The organism is Sphingomonas sp. CFBP 13728 (assembly GCF_014841895.1).
Classification (GTDB): domain Bacteria; phylum Pseudomonadota; class Alphaproteobacteria; order Sphingomonadales; family Sphingomonadaceae; genus Sphingomonas.
Window position 1 is genome coordinate 992450 of sequence record NZ_JACYUS010000001.1, and the last position, 16644, is coordinate 1009093.

Below are 16644 nucleotides of genomic sequence, written 5' to 3' on the forward strand. Positions count from 1 at the left end.
TGAAACGCCCCGTCGGCACTGCTACTCGCAGCGCCCTGACCGATATGAACGCGCAAGCGTGCCGCTTCGGTCCCATTTCCGCGCTTATCTTCTAAGGACACGACGAATGGATGATCAGGACAACGGCTTCACCACGCCAGACCAGGCTCTGGCGAACGGTGAAGACACGATCCCCGCTGCCGGGCTGATCTCGCAATACGTCAAGGACCTGTCGTTCGAGAACCCCAATGCCCCCGCCGTCTACCAGAACCAGACGCCCCCGGCGATCGACGTTCAGTTCAACATCGGCGCGGCGCAGGTCGGCGACGAAGTGCATGAGGTCGTGCTCAAGATCGACGTCCGCGCCGAGAGCGATGGCCAGGTCGCGTTCATCGTCGACCTTTCGTACGCGGGCCTGTTCGGGCTGCGCAACATCCCGGCCGAGCATGTCCAGCCGTTCCTGCTCGGCGAGGCCCCGCGCCTGCTGTTCCCGTTCGCGCGTCGCGTGCTGTCGGATGCCGTCCGTGACGGTGGCTTCCCGCCGCTGTTGCTCGAGCCGATCGACTTCTCGCAGCTCTATATCCAGCAGTCCGAGCAGGCTGGCATCCAGCCCAACGTCGGCGATTTCGGCCAGGCCTGATCGACCGGGGGCGGAGCGCGCTTAGATGAACCTGACTAAGGCGCTGGGATCGGTCGGCGGGCTGACGCTCGCCAGCCGCGTCCTGGGGCTGGTGCGCGACTCGCTGTTCGCGCGGTTCGTCGGCGCCGGGTTCGCGTCCGACGCGTTCCTGATCGCGTTCCGCCTCCCCAATATGTTCCGCGCGCTCTTCGCGGAGGGCGCGTTCTCCGCCGCGTTCATCCCGATGTTCAATCGGAAGGTCGGCGACAAGGATGGCCGCGGGCTGCCCGACGGGATCGCGTTCGCCGAGGACGCGCTGTCGGTGCTGCTGCCGACGCTGATCCTGATGACCGCGATCTTCGAACTCGCGGCGTGGCCGATGACGTGGCTGCTGACCTTCGGATTCAACGGTGCGAGCGCGGAGCGGTTCGACTATGTCGTCCACCTCTCGCGGATCACCCTGCCCTATCTGCTGCTGATCAGTCTGGTGTCACTGCTCGGCGGCATCCTCAATTCGCTGCACAAATTCTGGATCAATGCGGCCGCACCGATCCTGCTCAACGCGACGCTGATCGCGGCGCTGCTGCTGTTCCATGAACACCAGCCGTTGCTGACCGCGCGCAACCAGGCGATCGCGGTGACGGTGTCGGGCGCGTTGCAGCTTCTGTGGCTGATCTGGGCGTGTCGCGCCTCAGGCGTGAAGCTCCGGCTGAAGCGTCCGCAGCTCAACCCCGACGTGAAGAAGCTCATGTCGCTGATCTGGCCCGCAGCCGCCGGCGCCGGGGCAGTGCAGATCAACCTCGTCGTCTCGACCGCGCTTGCTGCCGCACTGCTGCCGGCGGGGTCGGTCTCGTACATCTATTTCGCCGACCGACTGAACCAGCTCCCGCTCGGGCTGATCGGGATCGGGCTTGGCACGGTGTTGCTGCCAACGATCTCGCGCCAGCTTGGCCGCGGCGAGGATGCGGAGGCGATGGCGACGCAGAACCGCGGCATGGAGCTCGCGCTGTTCCTTACGCTGCCCGCGACGGTCGCGCTGATTGTGTGCGGCGTGCCGATCGTCGGTGCACTGTTCCAGCACGGCAAGTTCGCGCTCGAGGACAGCGTGCTGACCGCGCAGGCGCTCGCCGCGTTTTCGGTAGGCCTGCCGTCGTACATACTCGTGAAGGTGCTGACGCCCGGCTATTACGCGCGCTCCGACACGCGCACGCCGGTCCGCTATGCGACGATGTCGATGGTCGTGAACCTCGTCCTCAACCTCGCCTTCATCAAGCCACTCGGTCACATGGGCCCGCCGCTCGCCACCGCGATCGCCAGCACGGTGAACGTCGCGATGCTGTACCGCACGCTCGTCCGCCGCGGGCACTTCACGCCCGATGCCCGGCTCCGTCGTCGGACATGGCGGCTGCTCGTCGCCGCGCTCATCATGGGCGTCGTGATGTATTTCCTGAATAGCCTGTTCCAGCCGTTCGTGACGGGCACCAGCGTCGAGCGCTGGGGGGCGATGCTGGTGCTGGTCGCGACCGGCGGCGTCGTCTATGCGATCGCGACATTGCTCACCGGCGCGTTCCGGCTGGGCGACATCTCCACGCTTCTGCGTCGTTCCAGATAGGTTTCTACATGCGCGTCCTTTCCGGCATCAAGCCCACCGGTAATCTCCATCTCGGCAATTACCTGGGGGCGGTGAAGCAGTGGGTGACGCTGCAGGACGATGTCGCCGCACAGGGCGGCGAGTCGATGTTCTTCATCGCCGACCTTCATGCGCCGACCGAATGGATCGCGCCCGCCGAGCTCTCGTCGCACACGATCGAGGTCGCTGCGACGATGATCGCAGCGGGGATCGATCCGGCGAAGTCGATCCTGTTCAACCAAGCGCGCGTGCCGGCGCACAGCGAGATGGCGTGGCTGCTCAACACCGTCGCGCGGGTCGGCTGGCTCAACCGGATGACGCAGTTCAAGGACAAGGCAGGCAAGAACCGCGAAGGCGCAAGTGTCGGGCTGTACGATTATCCAGTGCTGATGGCGGCCGATGTGCTGCTCTACAACGCGACGCACGTGCCGGTCGGTGAGGACCAGAAGCAGCATCTCGAACTCGCGCGCGACATCGCGACGAAGTTCAACGGCGATTACGGCGTCGACCTGTTCACGCTCCCCGCCCCGCTGATCAGCAAGGCGGCGCCGCGGATTATGAGCCTGCGCGATGCGAGCGCGAAGATGTCGAAGTCGAACCCGTCCGAGCAGTCGGTGGTGAAGCTGATCGACAGCGACGACACGATCGCGGACAAGTTCCGCAAGGCGAAGACCGATCCCGACGTGCTGCCCGCGACCGTAGAGGAACTTGGCGACCGGGCGGAAGCGCGCAACCTGCTGACGATCTACGCGGCGCTGGCGGATAGCGACGTGGCGACGGTGCTCGGCGAGTTCGGTGGCAAGGGCTTCGGCGCGTTCAAGCCTGCGCTGGCGGACCTGGCCGTGGCTAAGCTAGGGCCGATCCGTGACGAGATGGTGCGGTTGCTCGATGATCGCAGCGCGGTGACGGCGGTATTGCAGGCGGGCGCGGAGAAGGCGCGTGCGCTGGCGGCACCGGTGCTCAAACAGACGCAGGACGCGATGGGGTTGCAGGTTTAACCCCTATTCCGTCATCCTGACGAAAGTCAGGATCCAGAGCCAAATAAGCAACCGTCCGTAACTCTGGATCCTGACTTTCGTCAGGATGACGGGGGAATTTTTGGTGTGCCGGGTCACGCGGCCACATGCCGCGATATCGCCCGCACTAGCTTGTTCCCCCGCGAAGGCGGGGGTCCAGACTGGGCTCCCGCCTTCGCGGGAGAACAAGGAAGTACGGGCTAGCCTAGCCTTCCAGCTCGCGCATCAGCACGCGGACCGCAGCATCGATATCGCGGTCCGAGTCGCGCAGTTCCTCGATCTTGCGCACCGCATGGATCACCGTCGAGTGATCGCGGCCACCGAACTTCCGGCCGATCTCCGGCAGCGACCGCGTCGTCAGCCGCTTTGCCAAGTACATCGCGATCTGCCGCGGCCGCGCAACAGCCCGCGCGCGCCGCGCGGAAATCAGGTCGAGCGGCTTCAGCTCGAAATGCGCGGACACCAGCTTCTGGATCTCGTCGATCGTCACGCGCTTCTGCGCGCCGCGCAGCACCTCACCCAACGTCGCCACTGCGAAGTCGAGATCGATCGTATCACCGGTCAGCTGCGCATACGCCACCACCCGGTTCAGCGCGCCTTCGAGCTCGCGGATGTTCGCGTGGATGCGGCTCGCGAGCAGATCGAGCACGTCGGTCGGCACGCGCATGTCGGGCAGGTCGACGAGTTTCCGGTCGAGGATCGTCCGGCGCAGCATCAGGTCGGGCGCCTTGATATCCGCGACCAGGCCAACCGACATGCGGCTGACGATCCGCGCCTCGACGCCTTCCAGCGCCTGCGGGCAGCGATCGGCCGAGATCACCAGCCGCTTGCCCGCTGCCATGATCTCGTTGACCGTATGGAAGAATTCTTCCTGCGTCGCATCCTTGCCGGCGATGAACTGAAGGTCATCAATCAGCAGTAGGTCGGCACCGCGCAGCCGCTGCTTGAACGCATGCGTGTCGCGTGCGCGCATCGACGCGACGAAATCGTACATGAAGCGCTCGGCCGACATGCACAGCACGATCGCGTGCGGGTTATGCTCGAGGAACGCGTGGCCGATCGCGTGCATGAGGTGGGTCTTGCCCTGCCCCGTGCCGCTGTGGAGGAACAACGGGCTGAACCGGACCGGGCCCGGCTCGGCGAGCACCTTGGCGGCGTTGAACGCCACCTTGTTGGACGGATCGACGACGAATCGCGCAAACGTATAGCGCGGATCGAGCGGCGGCCGTTCGGCCGGCACGCCCATGGCCACCGGCGCAGCGACGGGAACCGCCGGCGCCGGCTTCAGCGACGGATCGACGCCGAACTTCATCGAAACCTGCGCAGGCTCCGCAACCGACCTGGTCTCGGACGGCACGGGATTCGCGACAGGTGCGGGCGTCGCGGGCACGGGCGCGGCCGGTTCGATTGCGAGCACCACCGGCGCGCGGCCCGGCGCTCGGGTCTCGATCTGCACGGTGCGGACGTGCGGCAGGATCTGCTTGAATTCGAGCACGAGCCGGTCGGCGTAATGATTGCGCACCCAGTTCGTCATGAACGCCGACGGCAACGCGAGGCGGATCGTGTCGCGATCGTCCCCCGGGATCAGCTCGATCGGCTTCAACCACTGTTCGAACAGGCGCACGCCGGCAGACTCGCGCAAGGACGTACGCACGCGGGCCCAGGCCTTTTCGGCCTCGGTCACGTGCGCCATCGATCCTTGCCAGTTCGCCACGCGCACACTTCTCCGACCCCGCGCGACGCTCGCGCTGGTGATTTAGTTCCGACAGAAAATGATCCCCCGCGACGACCCACAACGGTCATCCGGCATCTTCGCCCTATTCATGAAGCGCCGATGCGTGCCCCCGTGATTCACGGTCGTGAGCATCGTCGCTGCCGGGCCAGTTATGAAGCGATCGGCGCGTTGAGCAAGGCCCGGACACGTCACATTTTCGAAATAAACCGGCTTGACTTGACCAAGCCCCGGAAATGCGTCGATATTTTTATAAGTGGCTGTCTTTACGCATTTTTTGTGAATCTGGTCATCGACTGACTTGATCTGTGCATACTCGAATCGCGGGGAATCCTGGGGTTATGCAGACTCCCGATCGGTTCCGTTCGCACACGCAAAAAACCCGCCGGGAATTCCCGACGGGTGATCTACTCAGCAATGACGGTTCGCTTAGGCGAGCCCGGTCACGGCCTTGGTCAGACGCGCGAACTTGCGGCTCGCGGTGTTCTTGTGCAGCACGCCCTTGGCGACGCCACGCTGAAGCTCAGGCTGTGCCGCGGCCAGTGCGGTCGTCGCTGCGCCCTTGTCGCCCGAAGCCAGTGCGGCCTCGACCTTCTTGATGAAGGTACGGATACGACCGACACGGTTGCCGTTCACTTCCGCGCGACGGTCGTTGCGACGGATACGCTTTTTCGCCTGCGGCGTGTTCGCCATGAAGCCCTCTGGATGTTCGAATGAATAAAAAGGGGCGCCGGATTGCTCCTACGCCCTCTCGAAGCCGCGGCCCTACCCACTTTGTGCTGGCCCGTCAACTGATAGGCTCAACCGCGTTGGCACTTCGGACACCAGAACGTCGAGCGCCCGCCCTCCGTCCGCCGCTTCACGGTAGCGCCACATTCGCACGCCTCGCCTTCACGCCCATAGACGCGCCATTGCTTAGAGAAATAGCCGAGTTCGCCGTCCGGCCGGACGTAGTCCCGGAGCGAAGACCCGCCCGCCAGGATCGCTGCCGTCAGCACCGTCCGAATCGCCTCGACGAGTCGCTCGAGTCGAAACAGCGAGATACGCCCCGCCGCTCGTGACGGCGCGATCTTCGCCATGTGTAGCGCCTCGCACACATAGATGTTGCCAAGACCCGCGACGATTCGCTGATCGAGCAGCATCGCCTTGATCGACGCCCCCCGCCCTTCGAGCATCTCCAGGAGATACGCAGCGGTCAGGTCGGGCCCGAGCGGCTCCGGCCCCATGCTGAGGAACGGCGGGTAATTGGCGATGTCCTCGGTCGCCCAAAGATCGAGAAAGCCGAATCGCCGCGGATCGTTGAGCGCGACCGTCCGCCCCGCCGCGGTGCCGATTAGCAGGTGATCGTGCGCGAGCAATTCGCTCGGATCGACTCGCCAGCGCCCCGACATGCCGAGATGGAAGACGAGCGTATCGCCCCGATCGGTATCGATCAGCCCGTATTTCGCGCGACGGCCCAAATGCGTCACGGTCGCCCCCGTCATCCGTTGGCGCAGGTCGACCGGGATCGCTTTGCGCAGGTCGGCGCGACGCGGCTCGACCGACGTCAGGCGCTGGCCCTTCAGCACGGGCTCCAGCCCGCGCACGGTGGTTTCGACTTCTGGTAATTCTGGCACGGTTTGCAGCTAGGTTGCGTTTGCTCGCGCCACAAGGCGCGGCTAGAGCGCAGGATATGAACGACTTGATCGCGCCCGCGCCCGCACTCACGCCCGATACCGTCTCCTTCGGCTACGAAGACATCCCCGCCACCGAGAAGACCGCCCGCGTCGGCGGCGTCTTCTCGAACGTCGCAGGCAAATACGACCTGATGAACGATGCGATGTCGGGCGGCATGCACCGCCTGTGGAAGGACCGCTTCGTCCGCCGCGTGAAACCGCGCGAGGGCGAGCAGATCCTAGACATGGCCGGCGGCACCGGCGACATCGCCTTCCGCATGGAGCCATCGGGCGCGTCGATCACGGTCGCCGACATCAACCCGCAGATGCTCGAAGTCGGCATGCAGCGCGCCCAGAAGCGCGGGATCGACGGCCTGGTCTGGACCGAAGCCAATGCGGAAACGCTGACCTTCCCCGACAAGTTCTTCGACGCGTACACGATCGCGTTCGGTATCCGGAACGTGACCGATATCCCGAAGGCGTTGCGCGAGGCGCACCGCGTCCTGCGCCGCGGCGGACGCTTCTACTGCCTCGAATTCTCGACAACCGTGTGGCCCGGGTTCGCCGAGGTTTACGACGCGTACTCGCACAAGATGGTCCCGAAGCTCGGCCAGCTTCTGGCGCAGGACGCCGACAGCTACCGCTACCTGATCGAATCGATCCGCCGCTTCCCCGACATGCCCAAGTTCAAGGGCATGATCGCGGACGCGGGCTTCGTGCAGACGAAGGTCGAGCCGCTGCTGGGCGGACTGGTAGCGATCCACAGCGGGTGGAAGATCTAGTGATCACGCGAAGGAGCGAAGGCGCGAAGAGTGGTTCACGCGGAGACGCGGAGACGCGGAGAGTAAGTGGGCCCAAAGGCGCCAAGGCTCTTGCGCATCAGCGCTATGTCAGCCTTTCGCCAATGATGAAAAGCCGCATCCGCGGCGAAGAACAACAGCTCCGCGCCTATGCGCTTCCGCGCGAACCACTTCTTCTTTCTCTCCGCGGCTCCGCGTCTCCGCGTGAACCAATCTCTTCTCTTCGCGCCTTCGCGCCTTCGCGCGAACAAAACCCTTCTCAAGGCGCCCTCGCCCAGTGACTGCCTCCACCACCCACGTCTGGCGCCTCCTCAAATGGGGCCGCATTCTCGCCCGTCACGGCGCACTGCGGGGCATCGAGCGCGACCCGAACACGCCCGCGCCCGTCCGCCGCCTCGCACGGATCGCGCGGTTCGGAGCGCGCGTGCCGGCCGTGCCGCGCTATGCCGATGCGTTCCAGGCGATCGGGCCGGCGGCGATCAAGCTGGGCCAGACGCTCGCCACGCGGCCGGATCTCGTCGGCGAGGACGCCGCGCATGACCTGCTGAGGTTGCAGGACCAGCTCTCCCCGGTCCCCTACGAGACGATCGAGGCGGCGATGCTAGCAAGCTTCGGCAAGCCGCTGGAAACGCTGTTCTCGCGCATCGAACCGATCCCGGTCGGCGCCGCATCGATCGCGCAGGTCCACCGCGCCGTTACGACGGATGGCCGCCAGGTCGCGGTGAAAATCCTCCGCCCCGGCGTCGAGGACGATTTCGCGCGCGCGATCGACACCTACAGCTGGGCCGCAGCGCAACTCGAGGCGCTCAGCCCCGAGGCGATGCGCCTCCGCCCCCGCCTCACGATCGAGACGTTCAAGCGCTGGACCTTACGCGAACTCAACTTCCGCCGCGAAGCCGCGTCCGCCTCCGAACTCGCGGAAGGCATGACCGCCGAGCCCGATTTCGTCATCCCTGCGATCGACTGGGCGCGATCGACCGCGAAGGTCATGACGATCGAGTGGATCGACGGCATCAAGCTGTCCGACCGACCCGCACTCGTCACCGCCGGCTACGACCTCCCCGCGCTCGCGCAGACGCTGGTCCGCGCGTTCCTCCGCCAGGCGATCGCCGACGGGTTCTTTCACGCCGACATGCACCAGGGAAACCTGTTCGCGCTCCCCGGCAACCGCATCGCCGCGATCGACTTCGGCATCATGGGCCGGATCGACCGCCGCGCGCGGGTCTGGCTCGCAGAGATCCTCTACGGCCTGATCACCGGCAACTACAAACGCGTCGCCGAGATCCATTTCGAGGCAGGCTACGTCCCCGCGCATCACGACGTCGCCGAGTTCGCGACGGCCCTACGCGCGGTCGGCGAACCGATGCGCGGCCTGCCGGTCAAGGACATGTCGATCGGCATGATGCTCGACAGTCTGTTCTCGATCACGCGCGATTTCGACATGGTGACGCAGCCGCACCTGCTGCTGCTGCAGAAGACGATGGTGATGGTCGAGGGCGTCGCGACCAGCCTCAACCCCGACATCAACCTGTGGGAAGCCGCCGAACCGTTCGTCCGGGACTGGATCCGCGGCGAACTAGGGCCCGAGGCGATGATCGCTGACCGCCTGATCGCGGATTTCCAGACGCTGACACGACTCCCCGAGCTGGTCCGTCGGATCGAGGCGCATTACCCCGCCCCCGGTGGAGCACCGCCGACGATGCCGCTGCGCGAGATCGAAGTGATCCGGATCGGTGGCGGCTGGCGCTACGGCCTCGTCGCCGTACTCGCCGCCGCCGCCGGGGTCGCGACGACGCTGCTGTTTGGTTGAGGGCATGAAGACGCGGCGCGGCGCTCCGTTGTGGACGACCCGCGCGACCCGGTTCGTGGGCATGCCGTCGGCGCAGGCGCGGATCGGGCTTGTGCTGTTCCTGGTATTCCTGGCGGCCTGCCTCAGCGCGATCGCCTCGCCGGGCCCGCGACCGAGCATCGACGGAGGCGCCGCATCAACCTCGGTCGCATCCGATGGCCCGCCACCAGGGCAGACCGACCTGCTGCTGTACGAAACGATCGTTGCCGGCGTCCGCAGCGGATCACCCTATTACGCCGTCGCGGCCGAATCGCAGCGCATAGGCCATTACCCGCTGAAACCGTTTTTCGCAGTTAGACTGCCTACGTTGGCCGTTGTCGAGGCGACCTTGCCCTCAATATTGGTCAACCTGCTGCTGCTGGCGTTGTGCGTTGGCACGGTCCTGGCCTGGGTCGCGCGGCTTCGTCCGGAAACGGCAGGCGTCGTTCCGCTCGGCGCGGCGGGCCTGTTGGTGGTCGCCGGTCTCTACGTGAACCTCGACTCCAGCTCGGTAGTTTTCCACGAAGTTTGGGCAGGTCCGCTGATCGCACTGTCCCTCGCGTTGCGCCGCCCCGGCCACTGGCTGCCCGCAGTCGCGTTCGGCCTGTCGGCGATGCTGATCCGCGAGACGGCGTTGCTGTACGTCGCGATCATGGCGGTGTTCGCATGGGGCGAGGGCGAGCGGCGCGAGACGCTCGGCTGGCTCGGGGCGATTGGGGTCTTCGCCCTGGTGCTTGCCGCCCATGCACACGCGGTGTCGCTGGTCAGCGGTCCGCTCGACCGCGTATCGCAGGGGTGGAGCGGGCTCGAGGGGTTCGGGTTCTACGTCAGGCTGGCGACGATCTCGTCGGGGCTTGACCTCCTGCCGCAGTGGCTCGCCTCGCTGATCCTCGGCACCGCGCTGTTCGGCTGGCTCGCGTGGCGCAATGCGATCGCGACGCGCGCGCTCGTCGTGTTCGCCGCCTATGCCGCGCTGATCTCGCTGTTCGCGCGGAGCGACAATTTCTACTGGGCGCTGATGACCACGCCGGTGCTGCTGGTCGGGCTGGTGTTCGCGGTCGACGGATTGCGCGACCTGTTCGCCGCGGCGCTCGATACCCGGCGCATTACCGTGAAGCGCATTATCCGTTAGGGTAGCAGCATGAAACGCATCCTCCTGATCGTCGGCGGCGGGATCGCCGCCTACAAGGCCGCCGAGCTGATCCGCCTGCTCAAGACGCGCGGGTACGCAGTGCGGTGCGTAATGACCGAGGCCGCGCATCATTTCGTCACGCCGATGACGCTCGCAGCCCTGAGCGAGGACAAGGTCTACACGACGCTCTGGGACCTCAAGGACGAGGCCGAGATGGGCCATATCCAGCTCAGCCGCGAGGCCGACCTGATCGTCGTCGCGCCCGCCACCGCCGACCTGATGGCGCGGATGACGGCAGGCCTCGCGGACGACCTCGCGACGACGCTGCTGCTCGCGACCGACACACCGGTGCTGGTCGCGCCGGCGATGAACGTCCGCATGTGGGGCCATGCCGCGACAGTCCGCAACGTGGCGCAGCTTCGTGCCGACGGCGTGACGGTGATGACGCCCGACGAAGGCATAATGGCGTGCGGCGAATACGGCCCCGGCCGCCTACCCGAGCCGCCCGCGATCGTCGCGGCGATCGAAGCGATGCTCGCCCCCGGCCCGCCAAAGCGCTTGGCGGGCCGCCACGTCCTTGTCACCGCCGGCCCGACGCACGAGCCGATCGATCCGGTCCGCTACATCGCCAACCGCTCGTCAGGCAAACAGGGCTTCGCGATCGCCGCGGCGCTGGCACGGCTCGGCGCACGCGTGACGCTCGTCGCCGGCCCCGTGACGCTGCCGACTCCGCACGGCGTCGACCGGGTCGATGTCGAGACCGCGCGCGAGATGGCGGACGCAGTCGACCGCGGGCTGCCCGCCGACGCCGCCGTCATGGTCGCCGCGGTCGCGGACTGGCACGTCGAATCCGTCCCGCAGAAGATCAAGAAGGGCGATGCCACGCCGACGCTGACGCTCGCAGAGAATCCCGACATTCTCGCGACCCTGGCGCGCAGCCCGCACCGTCCTCGCCTGCTGATCGGGTTCGCCGCCGAGACCGAGCGCGTACTCGAGCACGCCGTCGCCAAGCGCGTGCGCAAGACCGCGGACTGGATCGTCGCCAACGACGTCTCGGGTGACGTCATGGGCGGCGCGGACAACAGCGTCCACCTCGTCACCGAAGCCGGCGTCGAGAGCTGGGAGCGCCTGCCCAAGGACGCGGTCGCCGCACGACTGGCGGACCGCATCGCCGATGCGCTAGAAGCGGCGTCATGATCCGTATCGAACTGAAGCGCCTGCCGCACGGCGAGGGCCTGCCGCTGCCTGCCTATGCGACCGAGGGTGCCGCCGGGATGGACGTCGTCGCCGCCGAAGCGCTGACGCTAGCGCCCGGCGCTCGCGCCGCCGTCGCGACCGGCTTTGCGATCGCCATTCCCGTCGGGCATGAGGTCCAGGTCCGCCCCCGCTCCGGCCTCGCGCTGAAGCACGGCGTCACCTGCCTCAACACGCCCGGCACGATCGACAGCGACTATCGCGGCGAGGTGAAGGTCATCCTCGCCAACCTCGGCCAGGACCCCTTCGAGATCGCGCGGGGCGACCGTATCGCGCAGCTCGTCCCCGCGGTCGTCCTGCGCGCGACGCTCGCCGAAGTCGGCACGCTGGGCGAGACGTCGCGCGGCATCGGTGGGTTCGGATCGACCGGCCGATGATCGCCGCACTTCTCCTTCTGGCCCAGGCCGTTGCGCCGATCGCCCCGCCGCCGATCCTAGTGCCGTCGACCGTGGCGACCGCCGGAATGCCACCGCAGGACTGGACCGCGCTGCCCGTCCTGCGCATCCGCAAGCAGGCGAGCACGCTCGCGAACACGTCCGCCTATGTGCACGGCGAAGTGATGGCCGGGCGGTGCGTCAAGGCGATCAGGACGATGCAGGGCTGGAGCCTGACGCTCGATCTTGCCGTGTTGATGACCCCCGATGGTCGCGTCCGCCGCGTCACGCCGCGCGCGATCGACTGCCCGACGGTCGAGCAATATGCCGCCGGCGTGATCCTCGGCGCGCGCGATTCGATCGACGTGGTCGATACGGACTCCGACACCTGGTACCGCACCAGCCTGACGTTCGCCTGGGGCGCATGATCCTCTCCGACGACGAACTCACCCGGTATGCGCGCCATATCGTCCTCAAGGAATTCGGCGGTAGCGGCCAGGCGCGGCTGAAGGCAGCGACCGTCGCAATCGTCGGCGCAGGCGGGATCGGCTCGCCCGCGATCCAGTATCTTGGGGCAGCAGGCGTCGGCCGGCTGATCCTGATCGACGACGACAGTGTCGAGCCGTCGAACCTGCAGCGCCAGACGATCTTCACCACCGCGGATACCGGTATCGCCAAGGTCGAGGCGGCGGCGGCTGCGGTGCAGCGGATCAACCCGTACGTTGCGGTCGACACGCGCCGCGTTCGGATCGACGTTTCGAACGTTACGGGCCTGCTCGCGGGCGCCGATGTCGTGCTCGACGGCTGCGACAACTTCGCGACGCGGTTCTGCGTCGCCGACGCCGCATATGCCGCAAAAATCCCGCTCGTCTCGGCCGCGGTCGGTCAGTTCGAAGGGCAGCTCGCGACGTATCGCGGCTGGGAAGCGGACAAGCCGTGTTATCGCTGTTTCGTCGGCGAAGACCCGGAACGCGCCGAGACCAGCTGCGCAGAGGACGGCGTGTTGGGGCCAGTCACGGGTGTCCTCGGCAGTCTCGCCGCGCTCGAAGTCCTCCGCGCGATCGCGCCGTTCGGCGACGATCCCGCCGGCAAATTGCTGCTGGTGGATCTGCTCGCGCTGCGCTTCCGCTCGATCCGCCTGCCAAAGGATCCAGGGTGCCGCGCCTGCGGTACTGCAGGCGCGGCGTAATCCTGGAACTACGGCCGCTTCAGCCCGCCAGCAGGCCCTTCGCGAACTCGCGGACGGCCGGACCGATGTCGGCACGCGACAGCGCGATCGCTAGGTTCGCCTGGATGTATCCGGCCTTGTCGCCGCAATCATAGCGCTGGCCGTCGAACGTGAAGCCGTGGAACGGCTGGTTGCCGATCAGCTGCGCCATCGCGTCGGTCAGCTGGATCTCGCCGCCCGCACCCTTTTCCTGGTTCTCGAGAATGCGCATCACGTCGGGCTGGAGGATATAGCGGCCCGGGATCATCAGGTTCGACGGCGCCGTGCCCTGCTTGGGCTTCTCGACGAGAGCCTTCACCTCGGTCAGCCGGCCATCGATCGCGCCGGGTGAGATGATGCCGTATTTGTCGGTCTCGGAATCGGCGACTTCGAGCGCGCCGATCACGTTGCCGCCGACCTGGTTATACGCCTCGACCATCTGCTTCATGAAGCCGGGCTTGCCGACCATCAGCTCGTCCGGCAGCAGCACCGCGAACGGCTCGTCGCCGACGATCTCGCGTGCGCACCATACCGCATGGCCGAGGCCCAATGGCTCCTGCTGGCGGACATATACCGGCGAACCGGGCTTCATGCGGATATGGCTGATCGCATCCAGCGACTTGCCGCGTGCACGCATCGTGTCTTCGAGTTCGTACGAGATATCGAAATGATCCTCGAGCGCGCCCTTGCCGCGACCTGTCACGAAAATGATCTGCTCGATCCCGGCCTCGAGCGCCTCTTCGACCGCATATTGGATCAGCGGCTTGTCGACGACGGTCAGCATTTCCTTCGGCATCGCCTTGGTGGCGGGCAGGAAGCGGGTGCCGAGGCCAGCGACCGGAAAGACGGCCTTGCGCAGTGGCTTTATGGTCATTCGGAGCTCCCAGTGTTGTCTTCGAGGTCTTTGGTTGCACTGCACCATTTACCGGTCGTTACGGGTCCGTGCAAATCGGGCTGCCCGATCGGCGAAACGTCGCAGCCGGTTAGCGCCTCTTTAAACGCGCTGGGCTACAGAGGTTCCATGTCAAAGATCCTCGTCATATTCGGCACGCGTCCCGAAGCGATCAAACTCTTCCCCGTCATTCGCGCCTTGGCCGAAACGCCAGGCCTTGTTGTGCGCACCTGCGTCACGGCGCAGCATCGCGGATTGCTCGACCAGGTTCTCGCGATTGCGGATCTCGCGCCCGACATCGATCTCGACCTGATGGAGCCCGGCCAGACGCTCGACCGGCTTACCGCGCGCCTGCTGGTCGGGCTCGGCGAAGTCGTGGACGCGGAACGGCCGGATCTCGTCATGGTGCAAGGCGATACCGCGACCGCGATGACCGGTGCGCTCGCCGCCTATTATCGCAAGGTGCCGGTCGCGCATGTCGAGGCGGGGCTTCGATCGGGCGACATCTACCAGCCCTGGCCGGAGGAAGTGAACCGCCGCATCGTCGCGCCGATCGCCGCGCTACACTTTGCCCCCACGGAAACCGCGGCGGACGCGCTGCGCCGCGAGACGATCGCGGCGGACACGGTCCACGTTACCGGCAATACCGTGATCGACGCACTCCACTGGACCGCCGACCGCGTGGCTGCCGATCCGTCGCTCGCCGCTGGTCTCGACGAGATCGTCGTGCGGTTCGCGGGCAAGCGCATCATCCTCGTCACGACGCACCGGCGGGAGAATTTCGGCGACGGCATGGCCGCCATCGCGCGCGCTATCGGCCGGATTGCAGAGCGCGACGACGTCGCCGTGCTGTTCCCGGTCCATCCCAATCCGAACGTCGTCTCGGTAATGGATGACATCCTCGGCGACCGCGCAAACGTCGCGCGGATCGAGCCGCTCGACTACCCGCACTTCGTCCGCGCGCTCGGCATGGCTGAGATCGTGCTAACCGATTCGGGCGGCGTGCAGGAGGAAGCACCCGCACTCGGCAAGCCCGTGCTGGTCATGCGCGAAACGACCGAACGCCCCGAGGGCATCGCCGCCGGCACCGCGAAGCTGATCGGCACCGACGAAGACCGCATCGTTTCCGAAATCTTCACGCTGCTCGACGACAGAACCGCCTATGCGGCTATGGCGCGTGCGCACAACCCGTTCGGGGATGGCCATGCGGCCGCCAGGATCGCCGAAATCATCGCCAAGGGATTCGCCCAGCATGCTGTCTGATACCGAACTCTCCGTCGTCGTCATGGGCCTCGGCTATATCGGCCTGCCTACCGCCGCGATCATCGCGCGGACGGGTGCGCGCGTGCTCGGCGTCGACGTCACCGACTCGGTCGTCGAGACAGTCAATTCGGGCCGCGTCCATATCGAGGAGGTCGATCTCGACGGTCTCGTCTCGGGCGTGGTGGCGCGCGGTACGCTCCGCGCCTCGACGACGATCGAACCCGCCGACGTGTTCGTGATCGCCGTACCCACTCCGTTCGACGAGAACCACGCACCCGACATCGGCTATGTCCTGCAAGCCGCGTCGACGATCGCAACCGTACTCAAGCCCGGCGACACGATCATCCTCGAATCGACCTCACCAGTCGGCACCACCGAACAGGTCCGCGACGTCCTGGCCAAGCTCCGCCCCGATATCCGCGTTCCCGGCCGCGCGGGCGAGCAGGCGGACATCGCCATCGCCTATTGTCCGGAGCGTGTGTTGCCCGGTCGGATCCTCGTCGAACTGATCGACAACGACCGCGTGATCGGCGGGATCACCCCGCGGTGCGCGCGGAAAGCGCTGACCTTCTACCGACGCTTCGTCCGCGGGGCCTGCGTCACGACCACCGCGCGCGCAGCGGAGATGACCAAGCTTACCGAGAACGCGTTTCGCGACGTGAACATCGCCTTCGCCAACGAATTGTCGCTGATCGCCGACACGATGGGGGTCGACGTGTGGGAGGTGATCCGCCTTGCCAACCGTCATCCGCGCGTCAACATCCTGCAGCCCGGCCCCGGCGTCGGCGGCCACTGTATCGCGGTCGATCCGTGGTTCCTGGTTCACGCCGCGCCCGATCAGACCCCGTTGATCCGCACCGCGCGCGAAGTGAACGACGGCAAGACCGACCACGTCATCGCGCAGGTCGCCGCCCTGGTCGAGGCGACGCCGGATGCCCCGGTCGCCTGCCTCGGCCTCGCCTTCAAGGCGAACATCGACGATTTCCGCGAAAGCCCGGCGTTGAAGGTCGCGCACGCCGTGGCCCAGCGTTTCGGCGACCGCGTGCGGATCGTCGAGCCCTATGCGAAGACCCTGCCCACGGCGTTCGCCGGCACCGGCGCGACGCTGATCGACGTCGACACCGCGATCGAAACGTGCCCGATCATGGTCGTGCTGGTCGATCACGATGTCTTCAAGTCGATCCCGCTGGAGGAGCGCGCCGACAAGACGGTGCTCGATACGCGCGGCATCTGGCCGGATCAGCCCCGCCCCGTCTTCTAGGC

At 66.4% G+C, this 16644-nt stretch carries 16 protein-coding genes; 12 read left to right on the forward strand and 4 right to left on the reverse strand.

Going from position 1 to position 16644, the window contains the following annotated elements:
* The first annotated feature begins 106 nt into the window (after positions 1 to 106).
* Genes secB through trpS form a run of 3 tightly spaced genes read left to right on the forward strand, consistent with a single transcriptional unit; the run spans position 107 to position 3226 of the window.
* A complete protein-coding gene (secB, locus tag IFT67_RS04360) occupies positions 107 to 619 on the forward strand; it encodes a protein-export chaperone SecB (RefSeq protein WP_107961756.1) in 513 nt (170 codons plus the stop codon).
* Between the two features lie 25 nt (positions 620 to 644).
* Positions 645 to 2210: a murein biosynthesis integral membrane protein MurJ gene (gene murJ / locus IFT67_RS04365; protein ID WP_192145163.1), complete on the forward strand. Its 1566-nt coding sequence runs from the start codon at positions 645 to 647 to the stop codon at positions 2208 to 2210.
* 8 nt (positions 2211 to 2218) lie between these two features.
* Positions 2219 to 3226 carry a tryptophan--tRNA ligase gene (gene trpS, locus IFT67_RS04370; protein WP_133030443.1) on the forward strand — a complete coding sequence of 336 codons (1008 nt, stop codon included), beginning with the start codon at positions 2219 to 2221 and terminating at the stop codon, positions 3224 to 3226.
* Between the two features lie 223 nt (positions 3227 to 3449).
* On the opposite strand, the gene dnaA is transcribed toward trpS, so the two are convergent.
* The 3 genes from dnaA to mutM all read right to left on the reverse strand — a co-directional run bounded on the left by dnaA (position 3450) and on the right by mutM (position 6592).
* A complete protein-coding gene (gene dnaA, locus IFT67_RS04375; protein ID WP_192146466.1) occupies positions 3450 to 4937 on the reverse strand; it encodes a chromosomal replication initiator protein DnaA in 1488 nt (495 codons plus the stop codon).
* A 468-nt stretch (positions 4938 to 5405) separates the two neighbouring features.
* The gene (gene rpsT, locus IFT67_RS04380) at positions 5406 to 5669 is read right to left on the reverse strand and encodes a 30S ribosomal protein S20 (RefSeq protein WP_031394736.1); all 264 of its coding nucleotides are present in this window, start codon (positions 5667 to 5669) and stop codon (positions 5406 to 5408) included.
* A 107-nt stretch (positions 5670 to 5776) separates the two neighbouring features.
* Positions 5777 to 6592, reverse strand: coding sequence for a bifunctional DNA-formamidopyrimidine glycosylase/DNA-(apurinic or apyrimidinic site) lyase (gene mutM, locus IFT67_RS04385; RefSeq protein ID WP_192145164.1), 816 nt, complete (start codon positions 6590 to 6592; stop codon positions 5777 to 5779).
* A gap of 56 nt (positions 6593 to 6648) precedes the next feature.
* On the opposite strand from mutM, the gene IFT67_RS04390 reads away from it, so the two are divergent.
* The 7 genes from IFT67_RS04390 (at position 6649) to IFT67_RS04420 (ending at position 13208) form a co-directional block, all read left to right on the forward strand.
* The gene (locus IFT67_RS04390; protein WP_056051226.1) at positions 6649 to 7413 is read left to right on the forward strand and encodes a class I SAM-dependent methyltransferase; all 765 of its coding nucleotides are present in this window, start codon (positions 6649 to 6651) and stop codon (positions 7411 to 7413) included.
* 295 nt (positions 7414 to 7708) lie between these two features.
* Positions 7709 to 9241, forward strand: coding sequence for a 2-polyprenylphenol 6-hydroxylase (ubiB, locus tag IFT67_RS04395; RefSeq protein WP_192145165.1), 1533 nt, complete (start codon positions 7709 to 7711; stop codon positions 9239 to 9241).
* Positions 9242 to 9245: 4 nt separating this feature from the next.
* Positions 9246 to 10391 (forward strand): hypothetical protein, encoded by a 1146-nt coding sequence (locus IFT67_RS04400; RefSeq protein ID WP_192145166.1) that lies wholly within the window; start codon positions 9246 to 9248, stop codon positions 10389 to 10391.
* Positions 10392 to 10400: 9 nt separating this feature from the next.
* Positions 10401 to 11588, forward strand: a complete 1188-nt coding sequence (coaBC, locus tag IFT67_RS04405) for a bifunctional phosphopantothenoylcysteine decarboxylase/phosphopantothenate--cysteine ligase CoaBC (RefSeq protein ID WP_192145167.1) — start codon at positions 10401 to 10403, stop codon at positions 11586 to 11588.
* The gene (gene dut, locus IFT67_RS04410) at positions 11585 to 12022 is read left to right on the forward strand and encodes a dUTP diphosphatase (protein WP_192145168.1); all 438 of its coding nucleotides are present in this window, start codon (positions 11585 to 11587) and stop codon (positions 12020 to 12022) included. The genes coaBC and dut overlap by 4 nt, the downstream gene beginning before the upstream one ends.
* Positions 12019 to 12447, forward strand: a complete 429-nt coding sequence (locus IFT67_RS04415) for a hypothetical protein (RefSeq protein WP_192145169.1) — start codon at positions 12019 to 12021, stop codon at positions 12445 to 12447. The genes dut and IFT67_RS04415 overlap by 4 nt, the downstream gene beginning before the upstream one ends.
* Positions 12444 to 13208, forward strand: a complete 765-nt coding sequence (locus tag IFT67_RS04420) for a HesA/MoeB/ThiF family protein (protein ID WP_192145170.1) — start codon at positions 12444 to 12446, stop codon at positions 13206 to 13208. Before IFT67_RS04415 ends, IFT67_RS04420 begins: the two co-directional genes overlap by 4 nt.
* A 19-nt stretch (positions 13209 to 13227) precedes the next feature.
* Here the strand turns inward: IFT67_RS04420 and galU are convergent, their stop codons facing one another.
* Positions 13228 to 14100, reverse strand: coding sequence for a UTP--glucose-1-phosphate uridylyltransferase GalU (gene galU / locus IFT67_RS04425; protein ID WP_192145171.1), 873 nt, complete (start codon positions 14098 to 14100; stop codon positions 13228 to 13230).
* 147 nt (positions 14101 to 14247) lie between these two features.
* On the opposite strand from galU, the gene wecB reads away from it, so the two are divergent.
* Together wecB and wecC are read left to right on the forward strand one after the other, a co-directional pair.
* A complete protein-coding gene (gene wecB, locus IFT67_RS04430) occupies positions 14248 to 15381 on the forward strand; it encodes a non-hydrolyzing UDP-N-acetylglucosamine 2-epimerase (RefSeq protein ID WP_192145172.1) in 1134 nt (377 codons plus the stop codon).
* The gene (wecC, locus tag IFT67_RS04435) at positions 15371 to 16642 is read left to right on the forward strand and encodes a UDP-N-acetyl-D-mannosamine dehydrogenase (protein ID WP_192145173.1); all 1272 of its coding nucleotides are present in this window, start codon (positions 15371 to 15373) and stop codon (positions 16640 to 16642) included. The genes wecB and wecC overlap by 11 nt, the downstream gene beginning before the upstream one ends.
* The last annotated feature ends 2 nt before the right edge of the window (positions 16643 to 16644 follow it).